The following is a 17,911-nucleotide window of genomic DNA, read 5'->3' on the forward strand; positions in this document are numbered from 1 at the left end:
ACTGATCCCTTGAGGAATGGAGGTGGACATGGCCACTGAACCAAAGCGTCCGGACCCGGATGAGGACATCGATGAGCCGACGGAGGAAGAGCTCGAGCGGCAGAGGCGTTCGACGCCTGACTGGAAGCATCCCGACGACGGTAAAGAACTGTCGGACCGCGACCAGGAGCGCCCGCTGAAGCCCTGACAGATCTGCACCTGCCAAAAGCCCTGCCACTGATGGCGGGGCTTTTTAGCTTCCAATGCCTGAAAATTGCAGAACATGGCACAGAGTCTTCATCTTCCTTTTGACGCCCCCCGGAACCAAACACTGTGTACCCTTATCCAACCTCGGCTTGCAGCGATCTGCGGGCCGGTCGAGGGATGAATGGGCGAGGGGTTTTTGCCATTAAACGTGATGACCGCAAGGTCTGGTCCAAGGCAAAACATGAAGCAGCTGGTCAAGGTTTTCTCCGCGTTCGCCATCGCAGTCGGCCTGCTGGGCTGCATTGCCGCGCCCATTGAAATGACGCCGCAGACGCAACAAAGTCTGCGCGAGCAAGCGCCGATCCGCTTTCTGCTGACCTTTGATGACGGGCCCAGCGCGTCCGGTTTTTACAACCCGACCATCACCGTGCTCGACAGCCTCGCGCGCAATCCGCTGCAACCCGACATTAAAGCGGTGTTCTTCGTGCAGACCCGTGACTCACGCGCCGGCGGCAGTGAAGCGGGTCGACAGATCATGCGTCGCGAACACGCCGAAGGTCACCTGCTGGGCTTCCACACCGCCACGCGCCGACACACCAACCATCGTTCTCTGGACCCGGAAGAGCTGGAACAGTCGCTTACTGATGGCAGCGCAGACATCACCGCGATCAGCAAAACCACGCCGACCCTGGTGCGCCCGCCGTTCTGGAACTACGACAAGCGCACCTTTGCGGCCTATCAACAACATGGCATGCACGTATTGTTGACCGACCTGAGCGCCAATGACGGCAAGATCTGGGGCTTCAACGCCAGCCCCCGTCGGCGGGCCAATATGCTGCGGCAACTGTCCGAAGTCCGAGAGCGCATTGCCCTCGGCGAGTTGCCGACGGTGGACGGGGTGATTCCGGTGGTGGTGACCTTTCACGACCTGAATCGCTACACCGCCCGGCATACCCGGGAATACCTGCAAATCCTCCTCGACAGTGCCAGTGCCACCGGTCTGGCCACGGCGCAGAAAGCGTTTTACGACGATACGGCAGCGCTGCAACGGGCGGCCATGGCGCGTACTGTCCGTGACAGTTCAGAAGCGGTTGAGTTGCCAGGGATCTGGAACTGGTTATGGGGCGCAGATACCCACTGATCGATGTCGGGCGATTAACTGTGTAGCAGCTGTCGAGCCTGCGAGGCTGCGTTCGGCTGCGCAGCAGTCGTCAAACCAGAACTTGCGGTGTATCAGGCAAACCGCGTTAGCTGGATTCGCGACTGCTGCGCAGCCGAACGCAGCCTCGCAGGCTCGGCAGCTGCTACAGAACTCGCTGGCGAGTTGCGCAAGTTGATCTACGCTGAGTGGATCCAATCGGAAAACCGTCCCCGAGGGCGCTCGCCATGATTCCAGTTCCCCAGCTTTGCAGCATTGTGGAGTCCGGTTTCAAACCGTTGTCCTGCGAATGCACCGTGAATCGCGATGAAACATTGCGGATCAAGGTCTTCGATCACAGCACCGGGCGGATTGAACTGTTGATTACCGGCGTATCGCCCGACGAGTTGACCAGTGTCCGCGATATTTCCAACCTGATCGGCGAACTTCGCACCGAAATGCGCGCCGGGCGCCGAGCGTTTGCCGGAGTCATGGCTTGATTTACGAACCTTCGCGCGGCAGCAGTTCATCGATCATCTGCAAACAATGATTCAACCCCGGCGATACATCGCCCACGCGTCTGCTGAGGATGATCGGCGAGGTCGCGTTGTCTTCCAGCACCGGGGTGAAGCCAATGTCGTCGCGGTGCAGCAACTGCACTGAGGCCGGCACCAACGTCACCCCGATTCCCGCGCCCACCAGACCGATCGCTGTTTGCAGCTCATTGGTCCATTGCGCCACGTTGATGTGCACGCCATAGGATTCGAATAACGCGATCACGTGGTCGGCGTAGCTGGGCCGCGGGTTGCCGGGATAGAGCACGAAGGGTTCTTTTGCCAGGTCACGAAGGCTGATCGGTCCGGCCAGTAATGGATGGCCGGCGGGCAGGGCGGCGACCAGCCGGTCTTCAGTTAAAACAGTCTGGATGATCGCCGGGTCGTCGATGCGGATTCGCCCGAAACCAATGTCGATGCGCCCGGCCTTGAGCGCCTGCACCTGTTGCAACGTAGTCATTTCCGAGAGCCCCAACTCAAGCGCCAGAGGTTCGCCGCTGCGCAGTCGGCGAATCAGTTCCGGCAGCACGCCATAGAGTGTCGATGGCGCAAAGCCGATGCCCAGCCAGGTCTTTTCGCCCAGCCCGATCCGCCGTGTGTTGTCGCACACCTTGCCCAGTTGTTCGAGCAGGGCGGTGGAATGTTCGTGGAAAAACCGTCCGGCGTCGGTCAGCTTCAGCGGTCGGCCGCGCTCCAGCAGCAGCACCCCGAGTTCGTCTTCCAGCTGCTGGATCTGCCGGCTCAGCGGCGGTTGGGCGATGTGCAGCAGTTCGGCCGCGCGGGTGAAGTTGAGGGTTTGAGCCAACACCTGAAAATACCGCAGGTGACGCAGTTCCATGAGGCCTCCGGACGCTGATCTGTTAAATACCTTTAAGGTATCGAGCCAGACCAATTCTATATTGGCCGCCCGGAAAAAGCCGTACGAGAATCCGTTCCAGAACTTTAAGAACCTGACGGGTATCGACATGCGTGCAACTGCCATTGAATCGATCGAGACGATCATCGTCGATCTGCCGACCATCCGCCCGCACAAGCTGGCGATGCACACGATGCAAAACCAGACCTTGGTGATCATCCGTGTGCGCTGTGCCGACGGTATTGAAGGGATTGGTGAATCGACCACCATTGGCGGTCTGGCCTATGGCAACGAAAGCCCGGACAGCATCAAGACCAATATCGATACACACTTCGCGCCATTGCTGCTCGGCCAGGACAGCGGCAATGTGAATGCCGCAATGTTGCGCCTGGAGCGCAGCATTCGTGGCAACACCTTCGCCAAATCGGGTATCGAAAGCGCCTTGCTCGACGCCCAAGGCAAGCGCCTGGGGCTGCCGGTCAGCGAACTGCTGGGCGGTCGCGTTCGTGATGCGCTTTCGGTGGCGTGGACCCTGGCCAGCGGCGACACCGCCAAGGACATTGCCGAAGCGGAGCAAATGCTCGACCTGCGCCGCCATCGGATCTTCAAGCTGAAAATCGGCGCAGGCGAGGTCAACCGCGACCTGGCCCACGTCATTGCGATCAAAAAGGCACTGGGCGATCGCGCCAGCGTGCGGGTCGATGTCAATCAGGCCTGGGACGAAGCGGTTGCCCTGCGGGCGTGCCGGATCCTCGGAAGTAACGGCATCGACCTGATCGAACAACCGATCTCGCGCAATAACCGCGCCGGTATGGTGCGCCTGAATACCGTGAGCCCGGCGCCGATCATGGCCGATGAATCCATCGAATGCGTGGAAGATGCCTTCAACCTGGCGCGGGAGGGCGCGGCTTCGGTATTCGCCCTGAAAATCGCCAAGAACGGCGGCCCACGTGCCGTGTTGCGAACCGCCGCGATTGCCGAGGCGGCCGGTATTGGCCTGTACGGCGGCACCATGCTCGAAGGCGGTATCGGCACGCTGGCCTCGGCCCATGCCTTCGTCACGCTGAACACACTGGGCTGGGACACCGAGCTGTTCGGCCCGCTGCTGCTTACCGAAGACATTCTCAGCGAGCCATTGGTCTACCGTGATTTCCAACTGCACGTCCCGCAAACACCGGGGCTGGGCCTTGTTCTGGATGAAGAGCGCCTGGCGTTTTTCCGTCGGGACAAAGTATCCAGGACCATATCCACTGCCGTTCATCAAGCCTGAGGAGGGCATCATGCTGTTTCACGTAAAAATGACTGTGAATTTACCGGTCGACATGAACCGGGAACGCGCCGCTCAGCTCAAGGCCGACGAAAAGGCCCTGGCCCAGCGCCTGCAAGAGCAAGGCAAGTGGCGTCATCTATGGCGCATCGCCGGGCTCTATGCCAATTACAGCGTGTTCGATGTCGACAGCGTTCAGGAACTGCATGACCTGCTGATGCAATTGCCGCTGTACCCGTACATGGCCATCGAAGTCACCGCGATGTGCCGGCATCCTTCTTCCATTCGCGAGGATGACCGCTGAACCCAGCCTGTTCAGTTCGCTACGCTAATAATTACAAGATGAGGAACCACCATGAACGTCAAGATTTCCCACACTGCCAGTGCCCAGAAGTTTCTCGAAGACGCCAGCGGTCTGCATAACGAAGCCGGCGACCCGCGGGTCAAGGCGCTGATTTATCGCATCCTGCGGGATTCGGTGAACATCATCGAAGACCTGGCCGTGACCCCGGAAGAATTCTGGAAAGCCGTCAACTACCTCAACGTGCTGGGTGCGCGTCAAGAGGCCGGGTTGGTGGTGGCCGGGCTCGGTCTGGAGCATTACCTCGACCTGCTGATGGACGCCGAAGACGAGCAGGCCGGCAAAGCCGGCGGCACACCGCGGACCATTGAAGGGCCACTGTATGTGGCCGGTGCGCCAATATCGGAAGGCGAAGCGCGGCTGGATGACGGCGTCGATCCGGGTGTGGTGCTGTTCATGCAAGGCCAGGTGCGCAACACCGCCGGCGAACCGCTGGCTGGCGCGGTGGTGGATGTCTGGCACGCCAACACCGGCGGCACTTATTCGTACTTCGATACCACTCAATCGGAATTCAACCTGCGTCGTCGTATCGTTACCGATACCGAGGGCCGGTACCGTTTTCGCAGCATCGTGCCGTCGGGCTACGGCTGCCCGCCGGACGGTCCGACCCAGCAATTGCTCGATCAACTGGGCCGTCATGGCCAGCGTCCGGCGCACATTCACTTCTTCATCTCCGCGCCGGATCATCGTCACCTGACCACCCAGATCAACCTCGACGGCGATCAGTACCTGCATGACGATTTCGCCTATGCCACCCGTGACGAACTGATCGCCAAGATCACCTTCAGCGATGATCCGCAGCGTGCGGCGGCCCACGGTGTAAGCGGGCGCTTTGCCGAAATCGATTTTGACTTCACCCTGCAGTCGTCTGCCCAGCCTGAGGAGCAGCAACGCCACGAACGGGTTCGCGCGCTCGAGGACTGATACTCTCGACCAGCCGAACCTTTGTGGGAGCGAGCTTGCTCGCGAAAGCGGAGTGTCAGTCAACGTTGATGTTGAAGCTGATGGCCCTTTCGCGAGCAGGGCTCGCTCCCACAGGTCGGTCAACTGACACATCGATATGAGCACTGCCCTGGAATGGCCTGACGCAATCGATAACAACAATGAGAGTGATCCGATGATGCAAGCGCAATTGTTGAGTCATCGCAGCAGAGTCTTCGACCATGCCGACCCCTACGCGGTGTCGGGCTACGTCAATCAGCATGTCGGCAATCATTGCCTGCGGATGCCCAGGGCCGGCCGGCCGCTGGCCAGCCTCGATCATCGCAAATTCGCCAGCCTCGACCTGTGCCGCATCAGTTACGGCGCCAGCGTGCGGGTTATGTCCCATGCGCTGGACAGCATCTATCACTTGCAAGTGCTGCTGCGCGGCAACTGCCTGTGGCGTGGCCATGGTCAGGAACATTACTTCGCTCCCGGCGAGTTGCTGCTGATCAACCCTGACGATCCAGTGGATCTGACCTATTCCAGTGATTGCGAAAAATTCATCCTGAAAGTCCCCAGCCGGCTGCTGGAGTCGGTGTGCGAAGAGCAGCGCTGGCGGTACCCGGGGCAGGGCGTACGGTTTCTGGAGAACCGTTATCAGCTCAATGAGCTGGAAGGTTTCGTCGGTCTGCTGGCGATGATTTGCCAGGAGGCGGAAGCCACCGAGCAGATTCCCCGGGTGCAGGAGCACTATGCGCAAATCGTTGTCAGCAAGATGCTTGGCCTGATGAAGACCAACGTCATGCGCACCGATCCCGGCTCACCCTCGGCCACGTTCGAGGCGCTGGTCGATTACATCGCGTGCAACCTCAAGCAGGACATCGACAGCGAAGAACTGGCGCGTCAGGCGCGGATGAGCCTGCGTTCGCTGTATGGGTTGTTCGAGCGCAACGCGGGGGACACGCCGAAAAACTACATCCGGCAGAAAAAGCTCGAACGCATTCACGCCAACCTGAGCGACCCGACCTGCAACGTGCGCAACGTCACGCAAGTGGCCATGGATTACGGTTTTCTGCACCTGGGCCGGTTCTCCGACAGCTACCGCAAACAGTTCGGCGAATTGCCTTCCGACACCCTCAAGCGCCGTCATTGACCTCGCAAACGCCACCCCACCGCTGTTTGATCGTTCCCACGCTCCCGCGTGGGAATGCCTCAACGGACGCTCCCCGTCCGCTATTGGGACGCAGAGCGTCCCGGGCTGCATTCCCACGCAGAGCGTGGGAACGATCAGGCATCAGCACTAACGGATTGCAGTAAACGGATACAGGTCTGCACCCTGCGGATAGTCCGCCCCATCCTCTCGTCCTAGCATGGCCCTGCCTGAATAAAAACAATGGAGGCGGCGGCCATGTCCCTGCGACCCGAATACCTTCACTCCCTGCTTGAAGAAGACCCTGAGCAGGGCATCTATCGCTGCAAGCGCGAGATGTTCACCGATCCACGGCTGTTCGACCTCGAGATGGAACACATCTTTGAAGGCAATTGGCTGTATCTCGCCCATGAAAGCCAGATCCCCAACAACAACGATTTCTACACCACCACCATGGGGCGTCAGTCGATCTTCATCGCGCGCAACAAGGACGGTGAACTGAACGCCTTTATCAATGCGTGCAGCCACCGTGGCGCGATGCTCTGCCGGCACAAGACCGGCAACAAGAGTTCGTACACCTGCCCATTCCACGGCTGGACCTTCAACAACTCCGGCAAGCTGCTCAAGGTCAAGGACCCGGCAGCGGCTGGCTACCCGGCGAGCTTCAATTGCGAAGGTTCCCACGACCTGACCAAAGTCGCGCGTTTCGAATCCTATCGCGGCTTCCTGTTCGGCAGCCTCAAGGCCGATGTCGTGCCGCTGGTTGAGCACCTGGGCGAGTCGGCGAAGATCATCGACATGATCGTCGACCAGTCCGCCGATGGCCTGGAAGTGCTGCGCGGTTCCTCCAGCTACATCTACGAAGGCAACTGGAAACTCACCGCCGAAAACGGTGCCGACGGTTATCACGTCAGCTCGGTGCACTGGAACTACGCGGCGACCCAGAACCAGCGCAAACAGCGCGAAGCCGGCGATTGCAATCCGACCATGAGCGCCGGCACCTGGGCCAAGCAGGGCGGCGGTTTCTATTCCTTCGACAAGGGCCACATGCTGCTCTGGACCCGTTGGTCCAACCCCGAGGACCGTCCGCTGTACGAGCGTCGCGACGAGTTGGCCCGGGATTTCGGCAAGGCTCGCGCCGACTGGATGATCGAGAACTCGCGCAACCTGTGCCTGTACCCGAACGTGTACCTGATGGACCAGTTCAGCTCGCAGATCCGCATCGCCCGGCCGATCTCGGTCAACCGCACCGAAATCACCATTTACTGCATCGCCCCCAAAGGCGAAAGCGACCACGCCCGTTCGAGCCGGATTCGTCAGTACGAGGATTTCTTCAACGTCAGCGGCATGGCGACCCCGGACGATCTGGAAGAGTTTCGCTCCTGTCAGACGGGTTACCAGGGCAGCGTCACCACGTGGAACGACATGTCCCGTGGCGCCGAACATTGGGTCGAAGGCGCTGATGACGCGGCCAAGGAAATCGACCTGCATCCGCTGCTCAGCGGCGTGCGTACCGAAGACGAAGGCCTGTTCGTGCTGCAACACAAGTATTGGCAGCAAACGATGCTCAAGGCGTTGGCCGCGGAGCAGTCCGAACTGATTGCAGTGGAGGCCGTGCAATGACCATTACCTATGACGCGGTGCGCGACTTTCTCTACCGCGAAGCACGCTACCTCGACGACAAACATTGGGACGACTGGCTGGAGTTGTACGCGCCGGACGCGACATTCTGGATGCCGTCCTGGGATGACAACGACGAGCTGACAGAAGACCCGCAGCGGGAAATCTCGCTGATCTGGTACGGCAACCGCACCGGCCTGGAAGACCGCATCTTCCGCATCAAGACCGAGCGTTCCAGTGCCAGCGTGCCGGACACCCGCACCTCGCACAACCTCAGCAATATCGAGCTGCTCGAACAGGCCGACGGGCTGTGCAAGGTGCGCTTCAACTGGCACACCCTGAGCTTTCGCTACAAGACCGTCGACAGCTATTTCGGCAGCAGTTTCTACACCCTGGATGTGCGCGGTGAGAACCCGTTGATCAAGGCCAAGAAAGTGATCCTGAAGAACGACTACGTTCGCCAGGTCATCGATGTCTACCACCTCTGAGGCGGCGTCATGACTCATTCCATTGCATTCAATTTCGAAGACGGCGTCACCCGATTCATCGACGCCAATGCTGGGGAAACCGTGGCCGATGCCGCGTATCGCCAGGGCATCAATATTCCACTGGACTGCCGCGACGGCGCTTGCGGAACCTGCAAGTGCTTCGCCGAGGCTGGCCGCTATGATTTGGGCGAGGACTACATCGAAGACGCCCTCAGCGCCGACGAAGCGCAACAGGGTTTTGTCCTGACCTGCCAGATGCGGGCGCAGAGCGATTGCGTGGTGCGGGTGCCGGTTTCATCGGATGTCTGCCGCACCCGTCAGGCCAGTTACGACGCAACCATCAGCGCCGTGCGTCAGTTGTCCGACAGCACCATCGCGCTGTCGATCAAGGGCGAAGCCCTGAGCAAGCTGGCGTTCCTGCCGGGGCAGTATGTGAACCTCGGGGTGCCCGGCAGTGAGCAGACCCGCGCTTACTCGTTCAGCTCGTTGCAGCGCGACGGCGAAGTCAGCTTTCTGATTCGCAACGTGCCCGGCGGCTTGATGAGCAGTTTCCTCACCGGCATGGCCAAGGCCGGTGACAGCATGAGCCTCGCCGGGCCTTTGGGCAGCTTCTATCTGCGCGACATCCGCCGTCCATTGTTGCTGCTGGCCGGTGGCACCGGTCTGGCGCCGTTTACCGCGATGCTGGAAAGAATCGCCGAACAGGGCAGCGAACATCCGCTGCATCTGATCTACGGCGTGACCAACGATTTCGACCTGGTGGAACTCGATCGCCTCGAAGCCTTCGCCGCACGAATTGCGAACTTCAGCTTCAGTGCCTGCGTGGCCAATCCCGACAGTCGGCACCCGCTCAAGGGGTACGTGACCCAACACATCGAGCCACGGCATTTGAACGATGGCGACGTCGACGTCTACCTGTGCGGCCCGCCGCCGATGGTCGAAGCGGTCAGCCAGTTCATCCGCGAACAAGGCATTGCGCCGGTGAACTTCTACTACGAGAAATTTGCCGCCAGCGCGGCTTGAGCCGGGCTGTTGTGGGAGCGAAGTCGTACACAAATACCGTGCTCGGCAAAGATCCCAATGTGGGAGCGAGCCTGCTCGCGAAGAGGCCGGAACATTCACCTGGGATGTCGCCAGTGAGACAGCTATCGCGAGCAGGCTCGCTCCCACAGGACAGTGTTTCGTCCGGTACGTCCTAACGGACCGGCATCCTTCGTCACGAGGTACACATGAACAGATTCCACGAAAAAGTCGCGCTGATTACCGGTGCCGCCCAAGGCATCGGCCGGCGTGTGGCTGAACGCATGGCCGGCGAAGGTGCACGACTGATTTTGGTCGACCGCTCCGAGCTGGTGTTCGAACTCCAGAAGGAATTAGGACAGGGCAGCCAGGTGCTCGCCCTGACCGCCGACCTTGAGCAATACAGCGAATGCTTGCGCGTGATGCGCACCGCTGTCGAACGCTTTGGTCGCCTCGACGTGCTGGTCAATAATGTTGGCGGCACGATCTGGGCCAAGCCTTTCGAGCACTATGAAGAGGCGCAGATCGAAGCCGAAGTTCGCCGTTCGTTGTTTCCGACATTATGGTGTTGCCATGCCGCGCTGCCGTTCATGCTCGAACAAGGCAGCGGTGCCATCGTCAACGTTTCGTCCATTGCCACCCGCAGCGTCAATCGCGTGCCGTACGGTGCGGCGAAGGGCGGGGTCAATGCGCTGACCGCTTGCCTGGCGTTCGAAACGGCCGGTCGTGGCGTGCGGGTCAACGCGACCGCCCCCGGTGGCACCGAGGCGCCACCGCGCCTGATCCCACGCAACACCGCGCAACAGAGCGCTCAGGAAAAGCTTTGGTATCAGCAGATTGTCGACCAGACCCTCGACAGCAGTTTGATGAAGCGCTACGGCACGCTGGATGAGCAGGCGAGCGCTATCCTGTTTCTGGCCAGCGACGAAGCCTCTTACATCACCGGCATGGTCATGCCGGTCGGAGGCGGCGATCTGGGCTGAGTGGCTTGCAGTCGCGCGGTTAATACCTGTGATCTACAAGCGACGCTGAAACGCTTTGACGATTTTGAGCGTGGCGTCGCTTGTGTTCAGGTTTTGTACCGCGTCCAGCGGATACCAGATGCAGTCAAAGATTTCATTCTGTGGTCGAGCCTCTGCCAAGTTTACGACCAACGCCTCGTAGACATGATGCCGAGTGCTGGTCGTTTCCCATTCCATCAAGTACAGCAGGTCGTCGACCTCAAGCCCTGTTTCTTCGTAAAGCTCTCTTGTGGCCGCGCCCGCAGCAGTTTCGCCAGGCTCGACTTTTCCGCCCGGCAGGGTCCAGCGCCCCCTGGGTTTGCGCACGAGGAGGATATGCCGATCCTGCTCGCAAATGACGGTTGCACGTACTTTCATGGGTTACTCGACTGCCATCTGTCACAAAACAGACATAAAAATGCAATATTCAGACCGAAATCCGCAGAAGTGTCTGCTTCAAGGGTTGGAGTCGACAGGCCGGCTGAAAGTGCAATGAAATGCCGGAATCCTGACGCGACGTCTGGTTGGCACTTCAGTGAAGGTCGGGTGTAAGGTAGTTGAGTCGATCCAGGACTATCACTGCCGAAATGGAGGTGACTATGAGCGTTCCGATGCTGACCAAAATGCACATGAACGGCTACGACGTACTCAGCGTGAATAACGGCCCCTGGCGGGTGTGCACCAAAGGTGACCGGTTGGGAGCCTTTGGCAGCAGAGAGGAGGCGCTGGCTTATGCAGCTTCGCTTCCCGCCTACAGAGCGCGGTCGGGTAAAGCGTCGCGTAGCCACAAACCAGACAAATAGTGCGTTGTAGCAGCTGCCGAGCCTGCGAGGCTGCGTTCGGCTGCGAAGCAGTCGTGATTTCAGGCGGCGCGGTGTTTCAGTATGACCTTGTATGCAAGGTTACGACTGCTTCGCAGCCGAACGCAGCCTCGCAGGCTCGGCAGCTGCTACAGGTCAGTAGCCGCCGCCACCCATCCCGCCTGTGGAAGGGGAATATTCTCTGGCTTTTTGTTGGGCACGACTCCATTGCGCACAGGTCATGAAGCTTTTGTGGTCGACCTTGCCCAGCTTGTCGAAACTGACGTTGTACGGCTGCTGATGGCCGGCCTGGGTCAGCTTGTAGTCAAAGCAGGTACCAGGTTCCACCGTGCGCTTGGTGATCGATAAAGGCTGGCCGCCAATCTGCTGGACTTGTTCCTTGCTCATGCCAGTCTCGACCTTGGCGACCAGCGGTTGGTCTCGATAAATGTGTGATTCCGTGTTGCAGCCACCTGACGCCGCCAGCACGGCGATCAGCGCGCATAGACGCTTGTTCATGGCAGCGCTCTCTAGTGAGCTTTCGTTCGAGTGATGGATTTTGCCTTTACTTCTTCAGCATAGCCCGCCAGTCGCTCTTCATCGCCCTGGAACAACGCGCACAGCCTTAGTGTTGCCTCTGCGTCCACATCATTGCCGGCCAGGCGCAACTGCTCTGCGATGCGCAAAAGCTCTACCGCCGACCACCTCAGGTCCGAGGCTACACCTTGCAGGTCGCGCCGAAGTTGCTGTTCATATTCGTTAAGCCACATGATGACCTCCTGCAATTCCCCGCTACGAAATAGTAGTCCTATTTACCTGTCTGGAGCGTTATGTTCGTCTGATCGCAAGAGAGTCGAAATCATGCAAAAACCTGTCTACCAATTGCTGGAAGTCGCCAACGGCAAGCCGATCAAACTCTGGGCCGAGGGAGTGCCGGTTGAAAGCGAAGCCCGGCAGCAATTGATCAATATCGCGAAGATGCCATTTATCTTCAGGCACCTGGCGGTGATGCCGGACGTGCATCTGGGCAAAGGGTCCACCATCGGCAGCGTGATCCCCACCGTGGGCGCGATCATTCCGGCGGCCGTGGGAGTGGACATCGGCTGCGGCATGATTGCCGCGCGCACGTCGCTGACCGCCGACGACTTGCCGGACAACCTGCACGGCCTGCGTAGTGCCATCGAAAAAGCCGTGCCACATGGCCGCACGTTGAGCCGTGGCCGCCGTGATGAAGGCGCCTGGAACCACGTTCCACACCAGGCCGATCAAGCCTGGGCGGCGCTGAGCTCACGGTTCAAGGCGATCACCGACAAATACCCGAAACTCGCCAGCACCAACAACCGTCAGCACCTGGGCACCCTCGGTACCGGTAATCACTTCATCGAGGTCTGCCTGGACGAGGCCAACCGCGTCTGGTTCATGCTGCACAGCGGCTCTCGCGGCGTTGGCAATGCTATCGGGACTCTGTTCATTCAATTGGCTCAAGCGGACATGCGCCAGCACATCGCCAATCTGCCGGACCGCGATCTGGCCTATTTCAAGGAGGGCAGCCGGCACTTCGATGACTACGTCGAAGCGGTGGGCTGGGCTCAGGACTTCGCTCGGCAGAACCGGGCATTGATGATGCAGGCGGTGATTCAGGCAGCGCGGCAAGTGATCCGCAAACCTTTCGAGGTCGCGCTGGAGGCAGTGAACTGCCACCACAACTACGTGCAGAAAGAGCGGCACTTCGGTGAAGACGTCCTGGTCACCCGCAAGGGCGCGGTGTCGGCGAAGAAGGGCGAACTGGGGATTATTCCCGGCTCCATGGGCGCCAAAAGCTTCATCGTTCGCGGGCTTGGCAACGAGCAATCGTTCTGTTCCTGCAGCCACGGTGCTGGTCGGACCATGAGCCGCACCAAAGCCAAAAATACCTTCACTGTCGCGGACCAGATTCGCGCGACCGCTCATGTGGAGTGCCGCAAGGATGCGGCGGTCATCGATGAGATTCCGATGGCCTACAAGGACATCGATAAAGTCATGTACGCACAGCGTGATCTGGTGGAAGTGCTGCACACTTTGCGGCAGGTGGTCTGCGTGAAGGGATAGTGATGGAAGGTGCTTCCATTGGTCGGGAACATTAACGTGAGATAACAGCTCTGCTGTCGTATTGAGGTAGTGATTTATTCGCTGGGGCGAGGCCATCTCGAAAATGACGACTACCGATGATTTCAAACACCATGCACATGAGCTGATCGTTGACCTGGATGCGGCCACCACGGAAATGATGAAACTGATCTCGGCGCATCAGATGAGCGGTCCGGAATGGGAGCGGGTCATGAAATGGCAGCATGAAGCGTACGAGCGATGGATGACGTACCTCAATGCGAGATCGTATCCCGAGTCCGGCTCGGGGGCTGAGCCGGGGCAGGGCGAAGCCCCTTTCTAGAGACATCGCTGGCTGTCCGGGATTGTTTGTAACGCCGCAGCTGCCGTATGTCGGAACTGAGGAACGGTCATTCCTGAATCAACTTCCAAGAGCTGACAGCCCCAGGGAGTTTGGCCATGAATGATGATCGAAAAAAGGCAGCCCTCGATGCCTGGTACCGGCTCTTGAGAGAACCGGAGGTCGGGATGGATTGTGAAGAACACTACGACAAATTGCTGAAAGTTGCGGATGAAATGGAGGGAGCCGGGCTCATAAACAACGCCGAATGGCGTGAGCTGGTGCGCGATGCACGGGGAGCTTTTTCCGCTACAAGCGATGGTGTCGGGAGTGGAACAGTCAGCAGATGACTTAAAAATAGTGTGGATATTTAATGAGTTAGGATATTTAGTAACTGGATAGTGAGTCAGAATATCTTGTTACAAGTCGCGCGATTGGGTAATATTGCCTCGCGTTCACCACCACGGTTTATGCATTTTTAAAGCCCAGGCGTCCATCAGCTGCCTGGGCTTTTTTTTTGTCTGGAATTTGGAATGGCTTACGAACGCGCTGCCGGCAGAGAGCCAGCAGCGTCGATGATGAGCGTGGACAAACGTTATTGATGCCTGTCGTTACCCGACTGGATCAGCCTTGCGCCGATCGCTGCCGGATGGATTGCCAGTGTCAAGAAGCCTTCTCTCCACCAGGACATTTTGCAGAGCCTGGCGTGCCGAAGGGCTTAGCTGATGTTCTCTCTCCTTGAGTTCGAGCAAGATGGGGTTGGACCATCCACGATAGGTTTGCTCGGAAATTCGAGTAGATGTCATCTATCTCTCCTTTGATGAGTCGCCCGACAATACAGTGGGCGAAGTCCTGTGCGCTAAAAATCCTAGTTGAGGAAACGACTTGTCGCCAGTCGACGGATTGCAATGAGGTGCCGGTCATCCTTCGCGACGCGGGTAGTCCACGATTCGGGAGTAAACTTAAAGGGCTACCTCATCAAAAGGAGCCGCATATGATCGCCGACCAAATGAATAGACAGGAGTCGGAGCAAGGCGCTGTTTGGGATCAATACTTCTGTGCCGCGTTGATTGCCGAAAGCAATCTGACGGCACCGGTGGTAGGAGAAGCCACCCACGAAGACAGGCAGAATCTGTTAATCCAAAGGGCCAAAGCACTCGCCGATAAGATGCTGGAAAACAGAAGATAACCGCAGCCCAGCCATTGCGCTGGGCTCTTCGCTTTTTGATGCTTTTATCTTTCTGCGAAGTGAACGCTCCTTGGTCGCGGATCGTCTACAGTTGGTAGTTCATGGATACGGAGATCGAACATGAAGTGCCTAATTTGTCAGGCGGCCTCTAATACTGTTCATGCGGCTGACGACTGGTCAGAAATCAAATGCCCGGCCGGATGTGGACGCTACAAGGTCTCTGCGAACCTTGTGGCGAAAATGAAATTAAAGAACGAGTTCTTTGACATCGAACGCACAAGACGATGGCTTGAGATGTCTCGAATTGATGAGCCGGTGCCGTTGATATCCACCTATGACTACCACGTTGCCTTATTGCATCGCGACACCGAGGAGAGGTCGGTCATCGCGCCGATTCGCTCCAAGGAGCCGCAGACTTCGGATTAGGTCCTGGCTGTAACACCGTCAGCGCGGGCATTTGCTCGATCTATCGGACGATAGGTCGATGAGGAACAAGTTTCAGAAGAGCATCCCCGCTATTTGTCACTCTCCCTATCCAGGTTGTCAGCGTTGATGGCGGGCTGAAGCGGCTATGGCTGAATGATCAGGAGGTGGCTATGAACTGCCCGCTTTGTGGAAATACTTATGCGCTGGAAGATTCTTCGTACGGGAGTGGCTTGCGCATTCATTGCGAGCCGTGCGGTGGTTTCTATCGGATTTCAACAACCCTGAGCAGCTTGGCCGAGGGAAAGATCTATGACACCGAGCGCGCTCGAGCCCGCCTGAAAAAGAAGCGTGAAACCGACAAATTGGAAGACAAAGAGCCGGCGCTAGGCGCGGAGGACGAGGACCTGCTCGTCGAGCCAAACTGATGTGTCGTGCAATAAGCATGCGACCCAGCGAACGACGGACTGGGTGTGGGAAGGTTATCTCTGCGAGACGGTTGCGGTGGATGTGTGCACAAGGACTCGCCTGACCCTGAAGACGGGTTTCGAACAGGATTCCAGGCCAGGCGAGCGTGCCAGATCCATGCGAGTTTTAATCCTGATGAACGCTTAGCGGCCCGGTTAATGATGAGCCTGTGCCACTCCGCGCAAAACCGTCGCAGCGGCGGATTGAGATCGAGTGCTGGCAATGTTTCCCAACGATACGACGCCCACCAGACGCTTGTCCCGGTTAAGCACGGGCAGACGGCGCAGTTGCACGTCCGCCATGTTTTTAGCCACGTGCTCTATGTCTTCATCCTCAAAGCAATAGCGGATGCCGCCAGTCATTACTTTACTGATAGGGGTTTTGCCGGGGAGTCCTTCGGCTACGGCTCTAATGGCTATATCCCGGTCCGTGATCATGCCAACCAAACGCTCTTGCTCCTCAACCATGATGGCGCCGCTATCGATCCTGGCCATCATATTCGCGGCCTCCTGGATCGTCTGGCTTGGTTTGGCTGTTAAAACATCTTTCGTCATAACTTCCGAAATCTTCATGAAAAGACTCCTTTAAAGTGATGCTTCTGTGATTAAGGGCTGCCAATTTTTTCGACTTGGAAGGGAAGTGCGGGTTCAGATTGTTTTGCCTCCACTCGTCATGGTGGCGGAGATCGGCTCTATCAATTCTGAGCCCTGGTTCCTCACGTTGCCCACGGCCATGTTCACTTTGAACCATTCGAAGACGTCGCAGGGTTCGCGTTCCTGCAGGATTATCTGTTCGGCGCGCTCCTTGGGCGTGTAGGGGTCAATCCATTCCCGAGCCAGTTCGGGACTGAGCGTCACAGGCCGACGGTCATGAATATCCACCATGCCGCCTTCACTGTCCGCGGTGATGATTACGAAGCCGTCATGCTCTTCCGGCTCCTTTTCGTACCTTGGATACTGACCAATGGCGGCGCACAGGATCGGCGCGTGATCCTTGCGACGGATCAGGTACGGCTGTTTCTTCGGACCGCCCTCGTAAACCCATTCAAACCAGTTGTCGATGGCAATAATTGCCCGGTGCGGCCATATCTCCTTGAAGAATGGGTCGTGGGCGACTTTCTCAACCCTGGCGTTGATCGGTGTCGCGTGATCCCTGGCCCAGTGCGGTCGCCAGCCCCAACGAACCCTGTCGGCGTGCAACATGCCGCTTTCCTCGTGGAAGAGGGCGAGCTGAGTCGACGGCGCGGCGTTGTAGAGCTCGAGCGGCTGGTCGCCAGCATTGTTGACCAGGGCGTTGGGCATACTCAGCGCCGCCACGAACTCGTGGATACCTCGATACTGCGAAAGTCGTCCGCACATGGCTGAGCCCTCATGCTGAAGCTTAAGCTTAGACAATAGTTTCAAGGTGAGTTTTGAGGCTGCCTAACCAGTAACGCCTTCAAAAAACAGGGTCATTTGCGACACGCGACCAGGCCACATTGGGGATTCGCGGGTTTCTTGATTGATGTCAATCGCCTGAGCCGAGTTGCTCTGTATTCTGCGGAGAAACCGACAGCTGAATCGAGGGCGAAAAATCATGCTCTATCCGCTGTTTCTGACCTTTCATCTGTTTGCCGCCCTGATCTTTATCGGCACGGTGTTCTTCGAAGTCCTTTTTCTGGAAAGCATCCGCAAACAGTTGCCCACCAAAGTGATGCTGCTGGTCGAGGAGGGTATTGGCCGCCGCGCCCGCACCCTGATGCCTTGGGTGCTGCTGGTATTGTTCGGCGCGGGGCTGGGCATGGTCTGGCTGCGCTATTTGCCCGTTCTTGCAACGCCAATGGCCTCATCGTTCAGCACCTTGTTGCTGTTGAAAATCATGGTCGCCGTGAGCGTGCTGCTGCATTTCCTGGGCGCCATGTTTTTGTTCAAAAGCGGCCGAATGAACGCTCGATACCTGCATTTCATCCATGGCAGTGTGTTCGGCCATATGGTCGTCATTGTGCTGCTGGCCAAGGGGATGTTTTACCTGACGTGGTGACCGTTTCTGACCGATGGTCTGT

At 58.3% G+C, this 17,911-nt stretch carries 26 protein-coding genes; 19 read left to right on the top strand and 7 right to left on the bottom strand.

Annotation, left to right across the window (positions count from 1 at the left end):
- The first annotated feature begins 28 nt into the window (after nt 1-28).
- From IB250_RS02315 to IB250_RS02325, 3 genes are all read left to right on the top strand, one after another.
- Nucleotides 29-187, top strand: a complete 159-nt coding sequence (locus tag IB250_RS02315; RefSeq protein WP_008075203.1) for a hypothetical protein — start codon at nt 29-31, stop codon at nt 185-187.
- Nucleotides 188-427: 240 nt separating this feature from the next.
- Nucleotides 428-1,327, top strand: a complete 900-nt coding sequence (locus IB250_RS02320) for a polysaccharide deacetylase family protein (protein ID WP_192342801.1) — start codon at nt 428-430, stop codon at nt 1,325-1,327.
- 245 nt (nt 1,328-1,572) lie between these two features.
- Nucleotides 1,573-1,824, top strand: coding sequence for a DUF1652 domain-containing protein (locus tag IB250_RS02325; RefSeq protein WP_192342802.1), 252 nt, complete (start codon nt 1,573-1,575; stop codon nt 1,822-1,824).
- Nucleotide 1,825: 1 nt separating this feature from the next.
- Here IB250_RS02325 and IB250_RS02330 read toward each other — a convergent pair whose 3' ends face one another.
- Entirely contained in the window at nt 1,826-2,716 is an 891-nt protein-coding gene (locus IB250_RS02330; RefSeq protein ID WP_192342803.1) for a LysR family transcriptional regulator, read from the bottom strand.
- Nucleotides 2,717-2,843: 127 nt separating this feature from the next.
- On the opposite strand from IB250_RS02330, the gene IB250_RS02335 reads away from it, so the two are divergent.
- The 8 genes from IB250_RS02335 to IB250_RS02370 all read left to right on the top strand — a co-directional run bounded on the left by IB250_RS02335 (nt 2,844) and on the right by IB250_RS02370 (nt 10,547).
- Nucleotides 2,844-4,004 carry a muconate cycloisomerase family protein gene (locus tag IB250_RS02335; protein WP_192342804.1) on the top strand — a complete coding sequence of 387 codons (1,161 nt, stop codon included), beginning with the start codon at nt 2,844-2,846 and terminating at the stop codon, nt 4,002-4,004.
- A 10-nt stretch (nt 4,005-4,014) separates the two neighbouring features.
- Complete coding sequence (catC, locus tag IB250_RS02340; RefSeq protein ID WP_192342805.1) at nt 4,015-4,305, top strand: muconolactone Delta-isomerase; 291 nt, start codon at nt 4,015-4,017, stop codon at nt 4,303-4,305.
- A gap of 51 nt (nt 4,306-4,356) precedes the next feature.
- Entirely contained in the window at nt 4,357-5,286 is a 930-nt protein-coding gene (gene catA / locus IB250_RS02345; RefSeq protein ID WP_192342806.1) for a catechol 1,2-dioxygenase, read from the top strand.
- 193 nt (nt 5,287-5,479) lie between these two features.
- The gene (locus IB250_RS02350) at nt 5,480-6,439 is read left to right on the top strand and encodes an AraC family transcriptional regulator (protein WP_123494213.1); all 960 of its coding nucleotides are present in this window, start codon (nt 5,480-5,482) and stop codon (nt 6,437-6,439) included.
- A gap of 255 nt (nt 6,440-6,694) precedes the next feature.
- Nucleotides 6,695-8,059 carry a benzoate 1,2-dioxygenase large subunit gene (gene benA / locus IB250_RS02355; protein WP_008072149.1) on the top strand — a complete coding sequence of 455 codons (1,365 nt, stop codon included), beginning with the start codon at nt 6,695-6,697 and terminating at the stop codon, nt 8,057-8,059.
- Nucleotides 8,056-8,544 carry a benzoate 1,2-dioxygenase small subunit gene (benB, locus tag IB250_RS02360; RefSeq protein WP_008012367.1) on the top strand — a complete coding sequence of 163 codons (489 nt, stop codon included), beginning with the start codon at nt 8,056-8,058 and terminating at the stop codon, nt 8,542-8,544. The genes benA and benB overlap by 4 nt, the downstream gene beginning before the upstream one ends.
- A 9-nt stretch (nt 8,545-8,553) precedes the next feature.
- Entirely contained in the window at nt 8,554-9,567 is a 1,014-nt protein-coding gene (gene benC, locus IB250_RS02365; protein ID WP_192342807.1) for a benzoate 1,2-dioxygenase electron transfer component BenC, read from the top strand.
- Nucleotides 9,568-9,773: 206 nt separating this feature from the next.
- Entirely contained in the window at nt 9,774-10,547 is a 774-nt protein-coding gene (locus tag IB250_RS02370) for a 1,6-dihydroxycyclohexa-2,4-diene-1-carboxylate dehydrogenase (RefSeq protein ID WP_192342808.1), read from the top strand.
- A gap of 33 nt (nt 10,548-10,580) precedes the next feature.
- Here IB250_RS02370 and IB250_RS02375 read toward each other — a convergent pair whose 3' ends face one another.
- A complete protein-coding gene (locus IB250_RS02375; RefSeq protein ID WP_192342809.1) occupies nt 10,581-10,943 on the bottom strand; it encodes an NUDIX hydrolase in 363 nt (120 codons plus the stop codon).
- A gap of 221 nt (nt 10,944-11,164) precedes the next feature.
- Here IB250_RS02375 and IB250_RS02380 point away from each other — a divergent pair, with 221 nt between their 5' ends.
- The gene (locus IB250_RS02380) at nt 11,165-11,368 is read left to right on the top strand and encodes an SPOR domain-containing protein (protein WP_192342810.1); all 204 of its coding nucleotides are present in this window, start codon (nt 11,165-11,167) and stop codon (nt 11,366-11,368) included.
- Between the two features lie 153 nt (nt 11,369-11,521).
- On the opposite strand, the gene osmE is transcribed toward IB250_RS02380, so the two are convergent.
- On the bottom strand, nt 11,522-11,884 hold the full coding sequence (gene osmE / locus IB250_RS02385; RefSeq protein ID WP_123494221.1) for an osmotically-inducible lipoprotein OsmE: 363 nt from the start codon (nt 11,882-11,884) through the stop codon (nt 11,522-11,524).
- Between the two features lie 11 nt (nt 11,885-11,895).
- On the bottom strand, nt 11,896-12,135 hold the full coding sequence (locus IB250_RS02390) for a hypothetical protein (RefSeq protein WP_192342811.1): 240 nt from the start codon (nt 12,133-12,135) through the stop codon (nt 11,896-11,898).
- A gap of 91 nt (nt 12,136-12,226) precedes the next feature.
- Between IB250_RS02390 and IB250_RS02395 the strand changes: the two genes are divergently transcribed.
- The 3 genes from IB250_RS02395 (at nt 12,227) to IB250_RS02405 (ending at nt 14,140) form a co-directional block, all read left to right on the top strand.
- The gene (locus tag IB250_RS02395; protein WP_192342812.1) at nt 12,227-13,453 is read left to right on the top strand and encodes an RtcB family protein; all 1,227 of its coding nucleotides are present in this window, start codon (nt 12,227-12,229) and stop codon (nt 13,451-13,453) included.
- A 103-nt stretch (nt 13,454-13,556) separates the two neighbouring features.
- Nucleotides 13,557-13,793 carry a hypothetical protein gene (locus tag IB250_RS02400; protein ID WP_192342813.1) on the top strand — a complete coding sequence of 79 codons (237 nt, stop codon included), beginning with the start codon at nt 13,557-13,559 and terminating at the stop codon, nt 13,791-13,793.
- 116 nt (nt 13,794-13,909) lie between these two features.
- Nucleotides 13,910-14,140: a hypothetical protein gene (locus IB250_RS02405; protein ID WP_192342814.1), complete on the top strand. Its 231-nt coding sequence runs from the start codon at nt 13,910-13,912 to the stop codon at nt 14,138-14,140.
- Nucleotides 14,141-14,401: 261 nt separating this feature from the next.
- Here IB250_RS02405 and IB250_RS28560 read toward each other — a convergent pair whose 3' ends face one another.
- Nucleotides 14,402-14,596, bottom strand: a complete 195-nt coding sequence (locus IB250_RS28560) for a hypothetical protein (RefSeq protein WP_123494229.1) — start codon at nt 14,594-14,596, stop codon at nt 14,402-14,404.
- 188 nt (nt 14,597-14,784) lie between these two features.
- Here IB250_RS28560 and IB250_RS02410 point away from each other — a divergent pair, with 188 nt between their 5' ends.
- From IB250_RS02410 to IB250_RS02420, 3 genes are all read left to right on the top strand, one after another.
- Complete coding sequence (locus tag IB250_RS02410; protein ID WP_007895586.1) at nt 14,785-14,979, top strand: hypothetical protein; 195 nt, start codon at nt 14,785-14,787, stop codon at nt 14,977-14,979.
- 120 nt (nt 14,980-15,099) lie between these two features.
- Entirely contained in the window at nt 15,100-15,405 is a 306-nt protein-coding gene (locus tag IB250_RS02415) for a hypothetical protein (RefSeq protein ID WP_192342815.1), read from the top strand.
- 170 nt (nt 15,406-15,575) lie between these two features.
- Nucleotides 15,576-15,830 carry a hypothetical protein gene (locus IB250_RS02420; protein ID WP_192342816.1) on the top strand — a complete coding sequence of 85 codons (255 nt, stop codon included), beginning with the start codon at nt 15,576-15,578 and terminating at the stop codon, nt 15,828-15,830.
- A 195-nt stretch (nt 15,831-16,025) separates the two neighbouring features.
- Here the strand turns inward: IB250_RS02420 and IB250_RS02425 are convergent, their stop codons facing one another.
- Nucleotides 16,026-16,442, bottom strand: coding sequence for a CBS domain-containing protein (locus IB250_RS02425; protein ID WP_123494235.1), 417 nt, complete (start codon nt 16,440-16,442; stop codon nt 16,026-16,028).
- A 75-nt stretch (nt 16,443-16,517) separates the two neighbouring features.
- Nucleotides 16,518-17,228, bottom strand: a complete 711-nt coding sequence (locus IB250_RS02430; RefSeq protein WP_192342817.1) for an SOS response-associated peptidase family protein — start codon at nt 17,226-17,228, stop codon at nt 16,518-16,520.
- A gap of 217 nt (nt 17,229-17,445) precedes the next feature.
- Between IB250_RS02430 and IB250_RS02435 the strand changes: the two genes are divergently transcribed.
- The gene (locus IB250_RS02435; protein WP_192342818.1) at nt 17,446-17,889 is read left to right on the top strand and encodes a CopD family copper resistance protein; all 444 of its coding nucleotides are present in this window, start codon (nt 17,446-17,448) and stop codon (nt 17,887-17,889) included.
- Nucleotides 17,890-17,911 lie beyond the last annotated feature (22 nt).

The organism is Pseudomonas sp. PDM09, from assembly GCF_014852305.1.
In the GTDB taxonomy this organism is placed as follows: Bacteria; Pseudomonadota; Gammaproteobacteria; order Pseudomonadales; family Pseudomonadaceae; genus Aquipseudomonas.

What these genes read in the sequence shown, in the direction of transcription:
- IB250_RS02315 (WP_008075203.1), top strand. Translation starts at nt 29, where the DNA reads ATGGCCACTGAACCAAAGCGTCCGGACCCGGATGAGGACATCGATGAG.
- IB250_RS02320 (WP_192342801.1), top strand. Translation starts at nt 428, where the DNA reads ATGAAGCAGCTGGTCAAGGTTTTCTCCGCGTTCGCCATCGCAGTCGGC.
- IB250_RS02325 (WP_192342802.1), top strand. Translation starts at nt 1,573, where the DNA reads ATGATTCCAGTTCCCCAGCTTTGCAGCATTGTGGAGTCCGGTTTCAAA.
- IB250_RS02330 (WP_192342803.1), bottom strand. Translation starts at nt 2,716, where the DNA reads ATGGAACTGCGTCACCTGCGGTATTTTCAGGTGTTGGCTCAAACCCTC.
- IB250_RS02335 (WP_192342804.1), top strand. Translation starts at nt 2,844, where the DNA reads ATGCGTGCAACTGCCATTGAATCGATCGAGACGATCATCGTCGATCTG.
- catC (WP_192342805.1), top strand. Translation starts at nt 4,015, where the DNA reads ATGCTGTTTCACGTAAAAATGACTGTGAATTTACCGGTCGACATGAAC.
- catA (WP_192342806.1), top strand. Translation starts at nt 4,357, where the DNA reads ATGAACGTCAAGATTTCCCACACTGCCAGTGCCCAGAAGTTTCTCGAA.
- IB250_RS02350 (WP_123494213.1), top strand. Translation starts at nt 5,480, where the DNA reads ATGATGCAAGCGCAATTGTTGAGTCATCGCAGCAGAGTCTTCGACCAT.
- benA (WP_008072149.1), top strand. Translation starts at nt 6,695, where the DNA reads ATGTCCCTGCGACCCGAATACCTTCACTCCCTGCTTGAAGAAGACCCT.
- benB (WP_008012367.1), top strand. Translation starts at nt 8,056, where the DNA reads ATGACCATTACCTATGACGCGGTGCGCGACTTTCTCTACCGCGAAGCA.
- benC (WP_192342807.1), top strand. Translation starts at nt 8,554, where the DNA reads ATGACTCATTCCATTGCATTCAATTTCGAAGACGGCGTCACCCGATTC.
- IB250_RS02370 (WP_192342808.1), top strand. Translation starts at nt 9,774, where the DNA reads ATGAACAGATTCCACGAAAAAGTCGCGCTGATTACCGGTGCCGCCCAA.
- IB250_RS02375 (WP_192342809.1), bottom strand. Translation starts at nt 10,943, where the DNA reads ATGAAAGTACGTGCAACCGTCATTTGCGAGCAGGATCGGCATATCCTC.
- IB250_RS02380 (WP_192342810.1), top strand. Translation starts at nt 11,165, where the DNA reads ATGAGCGTTCCGATGCTGACCAAAATGCACATGAACGGCTACGACGTA.
- osmE (WP_123494221.1), bottom strand. Translation starts at nt 11,884, where the DNA reads ATGAACAAGCGTCTATGCGCGCTGATCGCCGTGCTGGCGGCGTCAGGT.
- IB250_RS02390 (WP_192342811.1), bottom strand. Translation starts at nt 12,135, where the DNA reads ATGTGGCTTAACGAATATGAACAGCAACTTCGGCGCGACCTGCAAGGT.
- IB250_RS02395 (WP_192342812.1), top strand. Translation starts at nt 12,227, where the DNA reads ATGCAAAAACCTGTCTACCAATTGCTGGAAGTCGCCAACGGCAAGCCG.
- IB250_RS02400 (WP_192342813.1), top strand. Translation starts at nt 13,557, where the DNA reads ATGACGACTACCGATGATTTCAAACACCATGCACATGAGCTGATCGTT.
- IB250_RS02405 (WP_192342814.1), top strand. Translation starts at nt 13,910, where the DNA reads ATGAATGATGATCGAAAAAAGGCAGCCCTCGATGCCTGGTACCGGCTC.
- IB250_RS28560 (WP_123494229.1), bottom strand. Translation starts at nt 14,596, where the DNA reads ATGACATCTACTCGAATTTCCGAGCAAACCTATCGTGGATGGTCCAAC.
- IB250_RS02410 (WP_007895586.1), top strand. Translation starts at nt 14,785, where the DNA reads ATGATCGCCGACCAAATGAATAGACAGGAGTCGGAGCAAGGCGCTGTT.
- IB250_RS02415 (WP_192342815.1), top strand. Translation starts at nt 15,100, where the DNA reads ATGAAGTGCCTAATTTGTCAGGCGGCCTCTAATACTGTTCATGCGGCT.
- IB250_RS02420 (WP_192342816.1), top strand. Translation starts at nt 15,576, where the DNA reads ATGAACTGCCCGCTTTGTGGAAATACTTATGCGCTGGAAGATTCTTCG.
- IB250_RS02425 (WP_123494235.1), bottom strand. Translation starts at nt 16,442, where the DNA reads ATGAAGATTTCGGAAGTTATGACGAAAGATGTTTTAACAGCCAAACCA.
- IB250_RS02430 (WP_192342817.1), bottom strand. Translation starts at nt 17,228, where the DNA reads ATGTGCGGACGACTTTCGCAGTATCGAGGTATCCACGAGTTCGTGGCG.
- IB250_RS02435 (WP_192342818.1), top strand. Translation starts at nt 17,446, where the DNA reads ATGCTCTATCCGCTGTTTCTGACCTTTCATCTGTTTGCCGCCCTGATC.